Below are 16,851 nucleotides of genomic sequence, written 5' to 3'. Positions count from 1 at the left end.
TTAATTGGCCTCCAGCATTTTTTTGTATTTTGGTTCTACTCTTTCTCTGCGACAATGCTCCGCAACAATGATTGCTTTTATTTTTTCACAAGCATTCTCTACTGTATCATTTTCTACGACATAATCATATAAGTGCATCATTTCTATTTCTTCTCTTGCCACATTCATGCGGTTGTTAATAATCTCTTCTGACTCGGTACCTCTTGTCACAATACGATTTTTCAACTCTGATAAACTTGGCGGACTCAAGAAAATAAATAATCCATCTGGAAACTTTTCGCGAACCTGCTTCGCGCCCTCTACTTCAATTTCCAAAAAGACGTCTTTGCCTTTTAATGTCGTTTCTCTAACGTAATCAACAGGTGTACCATAGTAGTTTCCAACAAACTCTGCATATTCTAGTAACTTTCCTTGTTCAATTAAATCCTCAAATTCTTCTCTTGATTTAAAGAAATAATCTACTCCATCTACCTCACCAGCACGCGGTGATCTTGTGGTCATGGAAATAGAATATTCAAAGGATGTATTTTTTTGTGAGAAGATTTCCTTTCTCACTGTTCCTTTCCCTACACCAGAAGGTCCAGACAAAACGATTAAAAGTCCCTTTTCTACCAAATTTTTCTCCTACCCTTCCTCTATGATCTCATCACGATCGTTTAAACGGTGTGCAACTGTTTCTGGTTGAACTGCTGAAAGAACAACATGGTCACTGTCCATCACAATAACAGCTCTCGTTCTTCGACCATATGTTGCATCTATTAAGGATCCTCTATCCCTAGCATCTTGGATAATACGTTTAATGGGAGCAGATTCTGGACTGACAATAGAGATAATTCTATTTGCAGAAACTATATTTCCAAAACCAATATTGATTAATTTTATGGACATTCGTCTTCTCCAATCTTATTATTTTTAGTTTTAACTAGGAAGATTTATTCTAAACCCTTTTTATTCAATATTTTGAATTTGCTCTTTCATTTTTTCTAAACAGCTTTTCATCTCCACCACATTTGCTCCAATATCTGCTGAATTAGCTTTGGATCCAATGGTGTTAACCTCTCTGTTCATTTCTTGAAGTAAGAAATCGAGCTTTCTTCCAATCGGGTTACTTTCTTCCATAATTTGGTAAAACTGTCTAATATGACTATGTAATCTAACCAATTCCTCATTAATATCTGCTTTATCTGCAAAAATCGCCACTTCTGTAATAAGGCGTGCTTCATCAATCGGTTCCGTTAAATAGCTTTCTATTCTTGTCTTGAGCTTTTCACGGTATTGTGCAATCACTTCTGGTGCCAACGACTGTAACTTCGCAACTAGCTTTTCTATCTGCTTAAGATTGCTTTCTAAGTCTTTGGATAATTCCACTCCTTCAATAGTGCGCATCTTATTTAACTGGACAACCGCTTCTTCCATTGTAATAAGCAACACTTCTGATAGTTCTTCCATATCAAGCTCTCGTTCTACTATCTGAAAACACTCTTCTTGATTTAATAAATCACGAAGCGAGATGGACTCTTTGATAGAATATTTGTCTTTTAATTGGTGAAGCAATTGATAGTATTGATCAAGCAATGGCCAATCCACTATAATTTCTTGACCTTTTTTGTCTTCATCCTCTAATGTTACAAATACTTCGATTCTACCTCTATGTATATAGTTTGAAATAATTTTCTTTATTTGATCTTCCAAATATAGAAATTGCTTGGGCATCCGAATAATCTGATCGCTAAACCTGTGATTGACCGATTTTATTTCGATATGAAGTGTTGCATGGTGATATTGTTTTGTTGCTCTTCCAAATCCAGTCATACTTTTCATTATACTGACACATCCGTTTTCTAAAAAATGTGCGAATTAATGTTTGCTTGTGCTTTTTCCACAAAGTTTAATCGCTGCTAACCTCCAGCAAGAGTGCACTTTACTTTCCGCAGGCTTACGCTTATGCCTCTTCAGCTTTGCCTCAAGGATCTGACAATCCCCTGCCGTCTTCGTGTATTCACGCTGCTTTATTATTCGATCATTTCTCATTATACATTATATGGTTACTAACCTTTTAGAAATCAGCATTAAAAACAGCATCAAATAAATAAAAGGTAATAGAGTGGTCTCTACTACCTTTTGGATTATAACATATTTTATTTTGATTTACTTAATAAAAATGATCCTGCGAGTAAAAAAGTTGGTACAGAGGCGAATCCGATGATCATTGGCCAATCTTTCATTGCTATTGGCAGTGTATGGAAAATTTCTTGCAAGCCTGGCACGTAAATAACAGCAAGCGCCAATACTAAGGAAGAAATCACAGCCCAGACTAGATACATATTGCCAAACGGATTTCTTGAAAGAATGGATTTTTCACTGCGGCAGTCAAATACATGAATTAACTGGGCAAGTACTAATGTTATAAAAGCAACCGTTTGGGCATATTCAAGATTTTCTGGATTATTGTTATAGGCAAACATAAAAGCTAAAATAGTCGAAATACCGATAAGGAACCCGCGAGAAATAACCTTCCATCCAAGCCCTCTAGAAAATACACCTTCATTCGGACTGCGTGGTCCTCTTTTCATAACATTATCTTCCGGTCTATCTAAGCCTAAGGCCATCGCTGGTAATCCGTCTGTTACTAAATTCACCCATAAAATTTGAATAGGAACAAGCGGCAAAGGAAGTGCTAACAGCATCGCAAATAACATCACCAGTATTTCCCCAACATTTGAGGCAAGTAAATAACGGATGAATTTACGAATGTTTTCATAAATATTTCTTCCTTCTACAATAGCAGATTTTATACTCGCAAAATTATCATCCATTAATACTAAAGAAGATGCTTCCTTCGCAACATCCGTCCCTGTGATTCCCATCGCAATGCCGATGTCTGCTTTCTTTATCGCTGGAGCGTCATTTACTCCGTCACCAGTCATCGCAACTACATGCCCTCTATTTTGAAATGCTTGAACAATCTTCAATTTATGCTCTGGGGAAACTCGTGCAAAGACAGCAACATCTTCTACGATATCCTCTAATTCTTTTAAACTTAAATCTGAAAGCTCTTTCCCTTCCATTACTTTAGAGCGATTATTGGCAATGCCTAGCTGTTTCGCAATAGCATTTGCAGTAATAACATGGTCTCCTGTAATCATTACTGTTTTAATACCAGCTTCTTTACATTCTTTTACAGCTTGTTTTACTTCTGGTCTTGGCGGATCAATAATTCCTTGCAGACCAATGAAAATCAAGTCCTTTTCTGCTTCTCCTTCATGCATAATAAGAGTGTTTGGTGAAATTTCCTTATAGCCAATTGCAATGGTACGAAGCGCCTGGGAAGCTAAGCCATTGATCGCTTCTTGAACTACTTGCTTTTCATTATTTCCTAAAGCTTGTGAACGATTTTCAAAAAGAATTGATTTACTCTGACCAATTAAGACATCGGGTGCACCTTTAGTAACAACAAATTGACGTCCAGTTGGATCTTTTACCACAACACTCATCATTTTTCTTGTAGAATCAAAAGGGAATTCATTGACAATCGCAAATTGATTTAATAATTGAGCACGCGTGAATCCTGCTTTCATCCCTGCAACTAAAATTGCTCCTTCCGTCGGATCCCCATTTAAAACATAATCGCCATCTTTTTGCAGAATCTCGGCGTGATTACAAAGCATTCCAAAGGTTAAAAGCTGTTGTAATGCCTTATCCTTTGCTGGATTTATTAATTGTTCGCCTACATAGTATTGTCCTTGCGGCTCATATCCAGTTCCATCTACCGTATATGTTTTTCCGCCGATCCAAGTTTTTGTTACTGTCATTTTATTTTGCGTTAATGTTCCGGTTTTATCAGAACAAATGACTGAAGCACAGCCAAGAGTTTCGACAGCAGGCAGCTTTCTTACAATGGCATTTTTGCGAATCATTTTCTGAACACCAAGAGATAGAGCAATGGTTACAATCGCTGGCAAGCCTTCTGGAATCGCGGCTACCGCTAATGATACACCTGCTAGTACCATTGTGTATAAATCATTCCCTTGAAGAACCCCAATCACCACAACTAATACGGTTAATAGTAATGCTGTGACAATGAGAATTTTCCCTAGCTGCTCTAAACGTCTTTGCAGCGGGGTGGTAACCGAATCTGCATTTTGCAGCAAATCAGCAATTTGCCCCATTGCTGTTTTCATCCCTGTCCCAATAACAACCCCGACACCACTTCCACGGGATACCATCGTTCCCATAAAGCCCATATTTTCCATATCACCAAGTGCTAGATTGTTATTTTTGATTGCAGATACTGTTTTAGGAACTGGCACAGATTCTCCGGTTAAAGCAGATTCCTCCACTTCCAGGCTTCTTGATTCAATAATTCTGACATCTGCTCCAATTCGATCCCCGCTCGCGAATTTTATGACATCTCCAGGAACTAGCTCTTTCGATAATAGACTAATCCATTCTCCATTCCGTAGTGCCTGAACATGAGGCTGTGATAATTCTTTTAAAGCAGATAAAGATTTTTCTGCTCTTATCTCTTGAAAAAATCCAAGAAAACTATTGAGAATGATGATGGCAATTATCGCAATTGCATCAATATATTCGCCTAATAAACCTGAAATAAGCGTGGCAGCTAAAAGAACGAGTACCATAAAATCCTTAAATTGACTGAAGAAAATAAGCAGGAGTGATTGCTTTTCTCCTTCCTCTAATTCATTGTATCCAAAGTTCTTTCGTCGCTTTTCCGCTTCTTCATCTGATAACCCAGCCGAAAAATCAGTATTCAATGTTTGTTCTACTTCTTTTTCGTTCATTTCATGATAGTTCATCCGGCCATCTCACTTCCCCCTTTTTCATTCACCGTTCGCTATAGTAGCAGCGAAGAAATTCGTAGCTGTTTTGAACAAAAGTTAGCAACTTACTAACATACATAGTTGTCCCAACACCACTCTAAGAGAATCATATTCAAGCTTGGCCGAAAAAATGCTAAGGATAGAGATTTAATTCCTATTTACTATGAGAAAAAATACCATATGCCTAGATCTCATCTATTTTTTACAAATTAAAATTTTGCGAAGGCTGCCTCCACTTCTCGTTATTCTTGCATCTATAGCAAAATCACAAGCATTTTCAACCCAAATCCTTGTATTTCTTCCTCAATAAAGATAGAGTAAAGAGGGAAATTATTATAAATGAGGTCGTTAGTTATGTCATTTGATGGTTTATTTACACGCGCAATGTCTCTTGAATTAAAAGAGCTTTTACTAGGAGGCCGAATTAATAAAGTTCAACAGCCTTTTACCAATGAAATTATTTTATCCATTCGAGCTAATGGAAAAAATCAAAAATTGCTATTATCGGCTCATCCGAGCTATGCCCGCATTCAAATTACGGAAGAAAATTATGAAAATCCTAAAGAACCACCAATGTTCTGCATGCTTCTCCGCAAGCATTTAGAAGGTTATTTTATAGAAGATATTTATCAAATAGACAATGAACGGATCATTGTTTTAGAAATTAGGGGAAGAAATGAAATTGGCGATACTTCCTATAAAAAACTGATGATCGAGATAATGGGTAGACACAGCAATATCATTTTGGTTGACCGCGATAAAAATACCATTCTAGATAGCATTAAACATATTTCGTATGCTGTTAATAGTCATAGAGCTATTCTTCCCGGTTATGAGTATTTAGCTCCGCCAAAACAAGAAAAACAAGATCCTTATACAGCATCAGAGGAAGATGTACTGCGGGCTATTGATTTTAATAGCGGCAAACTGGACAAACAGCTTGTCCAGCAGTTTGCTGGATTATCTCCACTAATTGCTAAAGAAATGGTCTATCTGGCTGGTCTTGCAAACCGTGAAACATTACCAAAAGCATTTCTTATGGTAATGGAGCCAATAAAAAAAGGCAATTATGCTCCTTCTATCATGGATACTCCAGAGAAAGAATATTTTTACTGCCTATCAATGGAGCATGTCAAAGGAAACGTGAAGTTCTTTCCTACATTAAGTAAAATGCTCGATCGCTATTATTTCGGAAAAGCAGAACGAGATCGAGTGAAACAGCAAAGCAATGATTTAGAACGATTTATTGTAAATGAACGAGATAAAAACAAAAAGAAAATAAAAAAACTAGAACGTTCTTTATCGGAAGCTGAAAATGCGGAACAATATCAATTACTTGGTGAACTTTTGACTGCAAACCTTTATGCGGTTAAAAAGGGCATGTCAGAAGTTGAAGTAATCAATTATTACGATGAAGATAGTAAAACCGTTAAGATTCCGCTTAGCCCAAGACTGTCTCCTTCTGAAAATGCGCAAAAATATTTCACAAGATATCAAAAAGCGAAAAATTCGATTGATATTATTAAGGAACAAATTAAACTAGCAGAACAAGAATATGAATACTTTGAAACACTATACCAGCAAATTCTTGCTGCCTCTCCAAAAGATATTCAGGAAATTCGGGAAGAGTTAGTGGAAGAAGGTTACCTTAGAGAAAGACAGAAAAAGCAAAATAAGAAACAGCAAAATGTAAAGCCTGTCTTAGACTACTATGTTTCGTCCGAGGGTACAGAAATTATCGTCGGAAAGAATAATAAACAAAATGATTATTTAACAAACAAAGTAGCCGCTAGAGATGAAATTTGGCTGCATACAAAGGATATTCCTGGATCCCATGTTGTTATTCGCAGCAAAGAGCCTTCCGAGGAAACAATCATGCAAGCAGCAAAGTTAGCAGCTTATTTTAGCAAAGCACGCCAATCTAGTTCTGTTCCCGTTGACTTCACATTAGTACGTCATGTGAAAAAGCCAAGTGGCGCAAAGCCTGGTTTTGTAATTTATGATAACCAGCAAACTGTTTATGTTACACCAGATGAAGAAACGGTTATTCGCTTGAAAAAAGCTAAATAGTTTGAAACGAGAGGTCTTTAGCTGCCTCTCGTTTTTGTTTAATTATGCATGTGACTTTGGTTTTTTATGATGATAATAGCTTGAAGAGCTGATTTGTCTCCGATCCTTGGTCTTCCGTTTTCATCCTTCTTATGAACACCACTTCTCTTGCCCGCCGCACTAATTTCGGCGTTCACCCTTCTTATGAACGCAACTTTTCTTGCCTCCTGCTCCTATTTCGGCGTTCATCCCTCTTATGAACAATTCTTCTCACCAAATCCCAAACAATAACTAACTTTTTTACTCAAACTAAAAAACAGCACTTTACATAAAAGTGCTGTTCACTCCTTAATCTATCCCCAATTCTCCGGACTTTCCTTCCAAGCATTTAAGCTTGCCAAATCTCCTTCTTGAATATAGCCTTTTTTCTGTGCTACATCTAATAAGCTCGTATAGTCTGTTAATGAGTAGGCTGTAATCTCAGCCTCCCCAAGTAATTCTTTCCCCTTTGGTAATTCGTATGTAAAAATAGCAACCACTCCAAGCACCTCACAGCCTGCTTCTCGTAAACTATTAACAGCTGTGATAACACTTCCACCAGTAGAAATTAAATCCTCGACTACTACTACTTTTTGGCCCTTTTCCACTTTTCCTTCAATCTGATTTCCCTTTCCATGCGCTTTTGCTTTAGAGCGCACATATACCATTGGCAAATCTAGAAGGTCACTTACCCAAGCAGCGTGAGGAATGCCGGCTGTCGCTGTTCCCGCCACAACTTCTGTTTCAGGGAATTTTTCCTTAATTAAACCAGCTAACCCTGATGCAATATTTTTTCGCACTTTAGGATAGGACAAAGTTAAGCGATTATCGCAATAGATTGGAGATTTTAATCCTGAAGACCAAGTAAATGGATCATTTGGCTGTAAAAATACGGCTTTAATCTCTAGTAATTGTTCGGCAATTTCATGTTTCATAGCGTGATACCCTCCCACTCTGATTTAAATAACGTATAACTTTTATATGGATTTTCTGCTCTTGTAATCGAACGACCAACAACAATTGCTGATACACCATTCTCACGGGCAACTTGAGGTGTTGCAACGCGCACTTGATCCTGTACTTCATCTGTTTTTAAACGAATGCCAGGTGTTACAGTGAGAAACGATTCTCCTAATTGTTCACGAATGGCCCCAGCTTCCAATGTGGAGCAAACAACGCCATCCAGTCCAGCCTCTTTCGTAATCGATGCATAATGTAAAACAGACTCCAATAAAGGAACTTGAATTAACTGCTCTTTTTGCATGCTTGCTTCAGACGTACTTGTTAGCTGAGTTACTCCAATACATTTCGCTCGCTTCATTCCAGATGGTGTCCCCGCTTCAAGTCCTTCCACTGCACGAGCCATCATGTCCACTCCACCAGCTGCATGGACATTTACTAAATCAACGCCTAAGCTAGCAATATTTTTCATCGCACTACCAACAGTATTAGGGATATCATGTAATTTTAAGTCGAGGAAAATTTGATGATTTTGCTCTTTTAATTCCTTGATAATACTTGGACCTTCTTTATAAAAAAGTTCCATTCCTACCTTTAAAAATAAAGATTCCCCATTAAATTTTTTCAAAAAGGAATGTACCTCTTCCTTTGTTGCAAAATCAAGCGCGATGATAAGCGAATTGTTCATGCTTTCCCCAGCTCCTTCCAGTTACTTCTGAAATATGTTCAAATCCGTATTTATCTAATAACTCAGGTAAGTCTTCGATTATTTTTGGGCAGATGAATGGGTCCACAAAGTTTGCTGTGCCGACTGCTACTGCACTTGCACCAGCATAGAAAAACTCTAGGACATCCTCAGCCGACGCAACACCGCCCATTCCGATAATCGGCAGATTTACCGCTTGACTTACTTCGTAGATCATTCGAATTGCTACAGGTTTAACAGCTGGGCCTGATAACCCCCCTGTTTTGTTTGCTAAAACTGGCTGACCTGTCTTTAAGTCCAGGCGCATGCCAACAAGCGTATTAATCATGGTAATCCCATCTGCTCCTCCTGCTTCCACTGCTTTTGCCATTTCCACAATATTTGTTACATTGGGAGATAGCTTTACATATACCGGAACCTCTGATACTTCCTTTACCTTTTTCGTCAATTCCTTTGCAACCTCAGGGATTGTTCCAAAAGCAATTCCCCCTGTTTTTACATTTGGACAAGAAATGTTTAATTCTAATGCGGCGACATTCGAAGCACTGGAAATTTCTTTCGCAACCGCAACATAATCCTCTTCAACGGATCCAGCAACATTTGCAATAATTGGTACATCAAACTGACTTAGCCATGGCAATTCTTCCCCAACTACTTTTTTAAGACCGGGATTTTGAAGACCGATGGCATTAAGCATCCCAGAAGTAGTTTCTGCGACCCTTGGTGTAGGATTACCAAAACGAGGCTCTACTGTTGTCGCTTTAATCATGATGGCACCAAGCTTGCTTAAATCATATAAGTTACTGTATTCCCGTCCAAATCCAAAACAGCCAGAGGCAGGCATAATAGGGTTTTTAAGCTCTAATCCAGGAAGCTTTACCTGAAGTCGGTTCATAGGACAACCTCCCCTGTTCTAAATACTGGTCCATCTGTACATACCTTTTTATAACTAAAACCTGTTGGATCGTCTGCTGTATGACATACACAAGCAAAACATGCACCTATCCCACATCCCATTCTTTCCTCTAGAGAAATGAACACCTTTTTATCTGGAAATGTTTTTTCTAGATTTTTAAGCATTGGTGTTGGTCCACAGGAGTATAATACGTCAAATTCTAGTTTTTCTTGAAAAATAACGTCTGTTACAAATCCTTGTGTACCATAACTACCGTCTACTGTAGCGATATACGTATCCCCCAGTTTCGCAAACTTTTCTTCATAAAAAGCAACGGATTCTGTTTGAAAGCCTAATACAGCCACTACCTTTACTCCTTTGGCAACTAGACGATTGGCTAATTCATATAATGGCGGCACTCCAATTCCTCCACCAATTAATAAAGCTGTCTGCCCTGACTTGCTTTCTTCAACTGGGAAACCATTTCCTAAAGGACCGAGGATATCAATAGCTTCTCCCGCTTGTTTTTTGGCAAGAAGCTTTGTGCCCGCTCCTTCAGCGCGGTAGATCATCGTAAATGTTTTTCTTTCCGGATCAATGTGGCAAATACTAATTGGACGTCTTAATAACGGTGCAGAATGATCACTTACTTTGATATGAACAAATTGACCTGGCTCGTTCATTTCAGAGACAAGCTCACCTGTTAAGGTGAGCTCCATAATATTCTCCGCTATTTCCTTCTGTTCAACTACTGTACAAATTTCGTTTTTGATCATACTAACAATGCCTCCAGTTGCTTTTTACTTGGCTCCATTGCCTCTGTAGAAAATGTCATGGATTCAACTACTCGAAGGATCGCCTCTGCTGTGTCTAAAGAAGTTAAACATGGAATCCCATTTTCGACAGATTCACGTCTGATACGGAATCCATCTCTTGCTGGCTGACTGCCTTTGGAAAAGGTATTAATCACAAATTGTGCTTCTCCATTGCGGATGACATCAATTAATGTATGGCCTTCTCCACCGATTTTGCCAACCACTTTTACTGGAATGTCATTGCTTTCAAGGAAAGCTGCTGTTCCACTTGTTGCCATTAAGCTATAGCCGATATTCGTAAATCTTTTTGCAAGCTGTAAAGCCTCTTCCTTATCTTTATCGCCAATTGTCATCAGAACAGTTCCGAATGTTTTAATCTTCATTCCTGAAGCAATTAACCCTTTATAAAGAGCCTTTTCAAGAGTGATGTCTTTGCCCATTACTTCTCCTGTTGACTTCATCTCAGGACCTAAGGTAATATCTACTCTTCGTAATTTTGCAAAGGAGAATACTGGAACTTTCACATAAAAAACACCAGACTTCTCTGCTACTAAGCCAGATTGATAGCCTTGTTCTTTTAAGGAAGTACCCAAAATAACTTTTGTAGCTATTTTCGCCATTGGTACATTCGTAATTTTACTTAAGAAAGGTACTGTTCTACTAGAGCGAGGATTTACTTCTAGTACAAAAACTTCTCCTTTGGATACAACATACTGGATATTCAGCAAACCAACGATTTTTAACCCTTTTGCCAGCCTTGTTGTATAATCTACTAATGTTTGCTTGATTTCTGCAGATAAGCTTTGTGGCGGATAGACTGCGATCGAATCGCCTGAGTGTACTCCTGCTCGCTCAATATGCTCCATAATTCCTGGAATTACTACATCAGTGCCATCACAGATTGCATCCACTTCAATTTCTTTCCCTGTTAAATAACGATCAATTAAGATTGGCTGTCCTGGACTTGCTTTAACCGCATTTTCCATATAAGGAATCAGCTCTTCTTCTTTATAAACGATCTGCATCGCTCTTCCACCTAATACATAAGATGGTCTTACAAGTACTGGGTAGCCAATTGATTGTGCAACGACAATTGCTTCTTCAACTGTTAACGCTGTTTTTCCGTCTGGCTGTGGTATACCCAAGTCTTGAAGACTTTGTTCAAACTTATCACGGTCCTCAGCGCGATCTAAGTCTTCAAGAGATGTTCCTAAAATTTTGATGCCACGCTCTGCTAATGGACCAGCTAAGTTGATGGCTGTCTGTCCGCCAAACTGAACCACTACTCCCTCTGGCTTTTCTAAATCAATGATATGCATGACATCTTCAATTGTAAGTGGCTCAAAGTAAAGTTTATCTGAAATACTAAAGTCTGTTGAAACAGTCTCTGGATTGTTATTGATGATTATCGCTTCATATCCTGCTTCCTTGATTGCCCAAACAGAATGAACCGTTGCATAGTCAAACTCAATTCCTTGTCCGATACGAATTGGTCCAGAACCAAGGACTACAATGCTTTTCTTATCTGTGACAATTGATTCATTTTCCTCTTCATATGTTCCGTAGTAGTATGGAGTTTCTGATTCAAATTCAGCAGCACATGTATCGACCATTTTATAGACAGGTACAATACCTTTCTCTTTTCTCCAGTTATATACTTCGAGCTCTGTTGTGCTCCAAAGCTTTGCAAGCTGAATATCAGCGAATCCTTTTTCTTTTGCTTCTTTTACATATTCCTCATCAAACGGATGATTAATTAACTCTTTCTCGAACTTAATAATGCCTTCCAGTTTGAAAAGGAAGAAGAGATCAATTTTACTCCACTCATGAATGGTTTCTATGCTTATGCCCCGATTAAGTGCCTCTGCTATATAAAACAATCTTTCATCACCGGCAACTCTTATTCGTTTCTCGAGTAATTCATCACTTGTTTCATCTGCTGCATTTAGGGAGAAATGATATACTTTTGCTTCTAGAGAGCGGATTGCTTTTAGTAAAGATTCTTCAAAAGTACGGCCAATTGCCATTACTTCCCCAGTCGCTTTCATTTGGGTCCCTAAATTACGTTTTGCTGATTCAAACTTATCGAAAGGAAAGCGTGGGATTTTACTTACTACATAATCAAGGGCTGGCTCAAAGCTTGCATAAGTTTTTCCCGTTACAGGATTCATCATCTCATCCAATGTTAAGCCTACTGCAATTTTTGCCGCCAGCTTTGCAATTGGATAACCAGTTGCTTTACTAGCAAGGGCAGATGAACGACTTACTCTTGGGTTTACTTCGATAATATAGTATTGAAAGCTATCTGGATCTAAGGCAAGCTGCACGTTACAGCCGCCTTCAATTTTTAAGGCACGGATAATTTTTAAAGATGTATTTCTTAGTAATTGATATTCACGGTCGCTTAATGTTTGGCTTGGTGCCACGACAATACTGTCACCCGTATGGATCCCTACTGGATCGATATTTTCCATATTACACACTACTATGGCATTATCATTGCTATCACGCATTACTTCGTATTCAATTTCTTTAAAGCCCGCGATGCTTTTTTCTAATAAACATTGTGTAACTGGGCTATTTTTTAAGCCGCTTGTTACGATTTCTTCTAATTCTTCGTCATTATGGCAAATCCCTCCACCAGTTCCTCCTAGTGTAAAAGCAGGTCTGACGATAACCGGATAACCAATTTTCTCCACAAAAGCTTTTGCTTCCTCCATATTGTGGATAATATCACTAGCTGGTACAGGTTCACCTAATTCATTCATCAAATTACGGAAAAGGTCGCGGTCCTCTGCCTGCTGAATGGCAGCTAGCTTCGTTCCTAGTACTTCAACTCCACATTCCTCCAACACACCAGCATCGGAAAGCTCAACAGCAAGGTTCAAGCCAGTTTGCCCCCCTAATGTTGGAAGAATAGCATCTGGTCGCTCTTTGCGGATAATTCTGCTGACAAATTCAAGTGTTAATGGTTCGATATACACTTTATCTGCCATTTCTGTATCTGTCATAATGGTTGCAGGGTTGGAGTTTACTAGAATAACACGATAGCCTTCTTCCTTTAAGGCGATACATGCTTGCGCTCCTGCATAGTCAAATTCTGCTGCCTGCCCAATGATGATTGGTCCTGATCCGATTACTAATATACTTTTAATATCTTTACGCTTTGACATATGCGGCACCTTCCTGTTTGTGAGATTGTATCATTTCCATAAAACGATCGAATAAATAGTTGGCATCCTCTGGTCCAGGTGAAGCTTCTGGATGATATTGCACGGTAAATGCTGGATATTCCTTATGCTGTAGGCCTTCAATTGTTCCATCATTTAAAGCAATATGTGTTATTTCTAAGTTTGTATGTTTAATAGATTCTTCCTCTACTGTATAGCCATGGTTTTGCGATGTCAGCGAAACCTTCCCTGTTAATAAATCCTTCACTGGGTGGTTTGATCCTCTATGACCAAACTTCATTTTCTCCGTGTTTGCCCCACTTGCAAGTGCGAACAATTGATGACCTAGACAGATTCCAAACAACGGTACTTTCCCAATAATTCCTTTAATTGCTTCAATGGACTCTGGTACATCCTTTGGATCCCCAGGTCCGTTAGATAACATCACACCATCTGGACTTAAATTTAGAATGTCTTCTGCTGTAGTGTTATAAGGAACAACGATTACATCACAATCTCGTTTATTTAATTCTCGTAAAATACCATGCTTCATGCCATAATCTACTAAAACAACGCGGCTTCCACGGCCAGGACTTGGATAAGGTTTCTTTGTTGAAACTTGCTTTACTTGTTCTGCACTTAATGTAATATCTTTTAATTTTGCAATTACATCCTCAGCATTTTCTTCGATGCTGCAAATGGCGCCTTTTAACGTTCCATATTGACGGATAATACGGGTTAATTTTCTCGTATCTATTCCTGCAATTCCGGGAATTTTCTTTTGTTTAAAATATTCGTCTAATGATAGTTCATTTCGCCAGTTTGAAGGGAAATCACACACTTCTTTGACAATAAATCCATGGATGGCAGGCGTTATCGATTCAAAATCATCTCTATTGATGCCATAATTCCCCACTAAAGGATACGTAAGTGTGACAATTTGTCCACAGTAGGATGGATCGGATAGAATTTCCTGATAGCCTGTCATACCTGTGTTAAATACTATTTCACCAAATTTTTCTGTATCGGCACCGAAGCCTTTTCCGATAAATACTGTGCCATCTTCAAGAATTAGTTGTTTTTTCATGCGTGTACACTTTCCTTTCTCCAAGCAATCTTTCCACTAACGATTGTTGCAACTGGCCAACCCTGACATTCCCAACCAGCAAATGGGGTATTTCTTCCTTTTGATAAAAATGTTTCAGGATCAATTTTATTTGTCTCTTCTAAATCAAGTATTACGATATCCGCTTTCTTTCCTGCTTCTAATGTTCCCATATCCAATTTAAAGCTTTGAGCTGGTTTTACCGTTAGATAATCCATTAACTGTTGCAGCGTCATGACCCCTGTTTTTACAAAGTTCGTATAAAGGAGCGGAAATGCTGTTTCTAAACCAACAATTCCAAATGGTGCAAGCTGCATCGATTGTGCTTTTTCTTCTGCTGTATGTGGTGCATGATCTGTTGCAATAAAATCAATTGTTCCATCTAGCAGCCCTTCGATTAGAGCAGCACGATCCTCTGTTCCTCTTAAAGGAGGATTCATTTTATAATTCGTATCAAGGGAAGGAATATCTGTATCTGCTAATAGTAAGTGGTGTGGTGATACCTCTGCAGTCACTCTTATGCCAGCTTTTTTCGCATCTCTTACAACACGTACAGATTCTTTTGTACTGATATGGCAAACATGATAATGACAGCCTGTTGCTTCTGCTAAAAGAATATCTCTTGCAATTTGGACTGATTCACAAACACTTGGTATCCCATTTACACCGTTCGCCTTCGAAAATTCCCCTTCATGGACACAACCTTCATTAATGAGGCTGTTGTCTTCACAGTGAGCGACAATCGCCATATCCAATGCAGCAGCTTGCTTCATTGCTTCAAGCATTTGGCCAGCTTCTTGAATTCCCACGCCATCATCTGTAAAGGCAAATGCCCCTAATTCTTTAAGCGCCTTAAAATCAGTAAGCTCCGTCCCTAATTGCCTAATGGTAATGGAGGCATACGGTAAAACATTTACATTTGCTGTATTTTTAATTCTTTCATTTAATTTATGTAGATTTTCGACAGTGTCAGGCACAGGTCTAGTGTTTGGCATATTCGCAATCGTTGTGAATCCGCCGCGTGCTGCTGCCATTGTCCCTGTTGCAATTGTTTCTTTCTGTTCGCCGCCTGGCTCTCTCAAATGAACATGTAGGTCGATAAAGCCTGGAGCAACAACTTTTCCAGCTGCATCAATCACTTCATCTGCAATTGCTTTGATTTCCTTTGCAATCATCTTAATTGCTCCATTATCAATCAAGATGTCGTTCTGTTCTAATTCCCCTATAGTATTAAGCAACTGGCCATTTTTGATAAGTATTGACATGTTCATTTCTCCCTCCGATATTTTCTAATGATCTTTTTAGTACACTCATGCGGATAAATACACCATTTTCCATTTGCTTAAAAATTCTGGAGCGTTCGCATTCCACAAGCTCATCGGCAATTTCAACATCTCTGTTTACTGGGGCAGGATGCATGATAATGCTTCCTTGCTTCATTTTTCTTTCTCTTTCTATTGTTAGTCCATAAAGCTTATGGTAGCTTTCTTTGTCAAAAGCAGCTCTTTCGTCACCGTGCCTTTCATGTTGGACACGCAGCAGCATCACAACATCGGATGTTTCAATCGCTGTATCAATATCTTCATAATTTGCATCTTGTAAGACTGTTTCATCAAACCATTCTCTTGGTCCGGAAAAAACAACCTCTGCCCCTAGCCTTGTCAGAGCATCTGCATTAGATCTTGCAACACGGCTATGGCTAATATCACCGATAATACTTACTTTTAAGCCGTTGAAGCGTTGGAATTCCTGCTGTATCGTTAGAAGGTCAAGCAATGATTGAGTAGGGTGATGACCACAGCCATCTCCTGCATTAAGGACTGGTATATTTACTCTTCCGACTAACTCATCAAAGTAGCGGTCATTTTCGTGCCTTATGACTACAGCATTTACTCCTATTGATTCCAGCGTTCGAACAGTATCATATAGTGTTTCTCCTTTCACAACACTTGAGGTTGTCGTTTCAAATGGAATCACTTCAAGTCCTAACTTTCTTTCCGCTACTTCAAAGCTGCTTTTTGTTCTCGTGCTAGCTTCGAAAAAAAGATTTGCTATAAAACATTGATTTGCCGGCCGCCATATTTCTCCATCTGCAAATTTTTGTGCATCTCTTAAGATTTCCTGAATCTCTGTAACGGTTAACTCAGTCGTCGTTAATAAGTTTTCCATGATACTACCTCCCGTTATTTGCTGCTTTTAATAACTTCACTTCGCAAAAAAACGCCCTAACATACTCGTTAGGGCGTCAAAAATTTCACTTTTGCATAGATT

General features: G+C 38.7%; 13 protein-coding genes. 1 reads left to right on the top strand and 12 read right to left on the bottom strand.

What is annotated here, in order from left to right; translation table 11 throughout:
* The 4 genes from gmk to NSQ89_RS06485 form a co-directional block, all read right to left on the bottom strand.
* Positions 1-615 (bottom strand): guanylate kinase, encoded by a 615-nt coding sequence (gene gmk / locus NSQ89_RS06500; RefSeq protein WP_047939944.1) that lies wholly within the window; start codon positions 613-615, stop codon positions 1-3.
* Between the two features lie 9 nt (positions 616-624).
* Positions 625-888 carry an extracellular matrix/biofilm regulator RemA gene (gene remA / locus NSQ89_RS06495; protein WP_016201046.1) on the bottom strand — a complete coding sequence of 88 codons (264 nt, stop codon included), beginning with the start codon at positions 886-888 and terminating at the stop codon, positions 625-627.
* 60 nt (positions 889-948) lie between these two features.
* Positions 949-1,821, bottom strand: a complete 873-nt coding sequence (locus NSQ89_RS06490; protein ID WP_047939943.1) for a YicC/YloC family endoribonuclease — start codon at positions 1,819-1,821, stop codon at positions 949-951.
* A 317-nt stretch (positions 1,822-2,138) separates the two neighbouring features.
* The gene (locus NSQ89_RS06485) at positions 2,139-4,817 is read right to left on the bottom strand and encodes a calcium-translocating P-type ATPase, SERCA-type (protein WP_047939942.1); all 2,679 of its coding nucleotides are present in this window, start codon (positions 4,815-4,817) and stop codon (positions 2,139-2,141) included.
* Positions 4,818-5,195: 378 nt separating this feature from the next.
* Between NSQ89_RS06485 and NSQ89_RS06480 the strand changes: the two genes are divergently transcribed.
* Complete coding sequence (locus NSQ89_RS06480; protein WP_047939941.1) at positions 5,196-6,911, top strand: Rqc2 family fibronectin-binding protein; 1,716 nt, start codon at positions 5,196-5,198, stop codon at positions 6,909-6,911.
* Positions 6,912-7,243: 332 nt separating this feature from the next.
* Here NSQ89_RS06480 and pyrE read toward each other — a convergent pair whose 3' ends face one another.
* Genes pyrE through NSQ89_RS06440 form a run of 8 tightly spaced genes read right to left on the bottom strand, consistent with a single transcriptional unit; the run spans position 7,244 to position 16,749 of the window.
* Positions 7,244-7,864, bottom strand: coding sequence for an orotate phosphoribosyltransferase (gene pyrE / locus NSQ89_RS06475; RefSeq protein WP_061796748.1), 621 nt, complete (start codon positions 7,862-7,864; stop codon positions 7,244-7,246).
* Positions 7,861-8,577, bottom strand: a complete 717-nt coding sequence (gene pyrF / locus NSQ89_RS06470) for an orotidine-5'-phosphate decarboxylase (RefSeq protein ID WP_047939939.1) — start codon at positions 8,575-8,577, stop codon at positions 7,861-7,863. The genes pyrE and pyrF overlap by 4 nt, the downstream gene beginning before the upstream one ends.
* Positions 8,549-9,490, bottom strand: coding sequence for a dihydroorotate dehydrogenase (locus tag NSQ89_RS06465; protein WP_095257574.1), 942 nt, complete (start codon positions 9,488-9,490; stop codon positions 8,549-8,551). Before NSQ89_RS06465 ends, pyrF begins: the two co-directional genes overlap by 29 nt.
* Positions 9,487-10,266, bottom strand: coding sequence for a dihydroorotate dehydrogenase electron transfer subunit (locus NSQ89_RS06460; protein ID WP_047939937.1), 780 nt, complete (start codon positions 10,264-10,266; stop codon positions 9,487-9,489). Before NSQ89_RS06460 ends, NSQ89_RS06465 begins: the two co-directional genes overlap by 4 nt.
* Positions 10,263-13,478 (bottom strand): carbamoyl-phosphate synthase large subunit, encoded by a 3,216-nt coding sequence (carB, locus tag NSQ89_RS06455; RefSeq protein WP_341132382.1) that lies wholly within the window; start codon positions 13,476-13,478, stop codon positions 10,263-10,265. The genes NSQ89_RS06460 and carB overlap by 4 nt, the downstream gene beginning before the upstream one ends.
* Positions 13,465-14,562, bottom strand: coding sequence for a carbamoyl phosphate synthase small subunit (locus NSQ89_RS06450; RefSeq protein WP_061796756.1), 1,098 nt, complete (start codon positions 14,560-14,562; stop codon positions 13,465-13,467). The genes carB and NSQ89_RS06450 overlap by 14 nt, the downstream gene beginning before the upstream one ends.
* Positions 14,559-15,845 (bottom strand): dihydroorotase, encoded by a 1,287-nt coding sequence (locus NSQ89_RS06445; protein WP_341133145.1) that lies wholly within the window; start codon positions 15,843-15,845, stop codon positions 14,559-14,561. The genes NSQ89_RS06450 and NSQ89_RS06445 overlap by 4 nt, the downstream gene beginning before the upstream one ends.
* On the bottom strand, positions 15,811-16,749 hold the full coding sequence (locus tag NSQ89_RS06440) for an aspartate carbamoyltransferase catalytic subunit (RefSeq protein ID WP_047939933.1): 939 nt from the start codon (positions 16,747-16,749) through the stop codon (positions 15,811-15,813). The genes NSQ89_RS06445 and NSQ89_RS06440 overlap by 35 nt, the downstream gene beginning before the upstream one ends.
* Positions 16,750-16,851: the final 102 nt, after the last annotated feature.

Origin of the sequence: Niallia sp. FSL R7-0648, assembly GCF_038007005.1 — a bacterium.
Lineage (GTDB): Bacteria > Bacillota > Bacilli > Bacillales > Cytobacillaceae > Niallia > Niallia circulans.
This window is presented reverse-complemented; position numbering and strand designations above follow the sequence as displayed.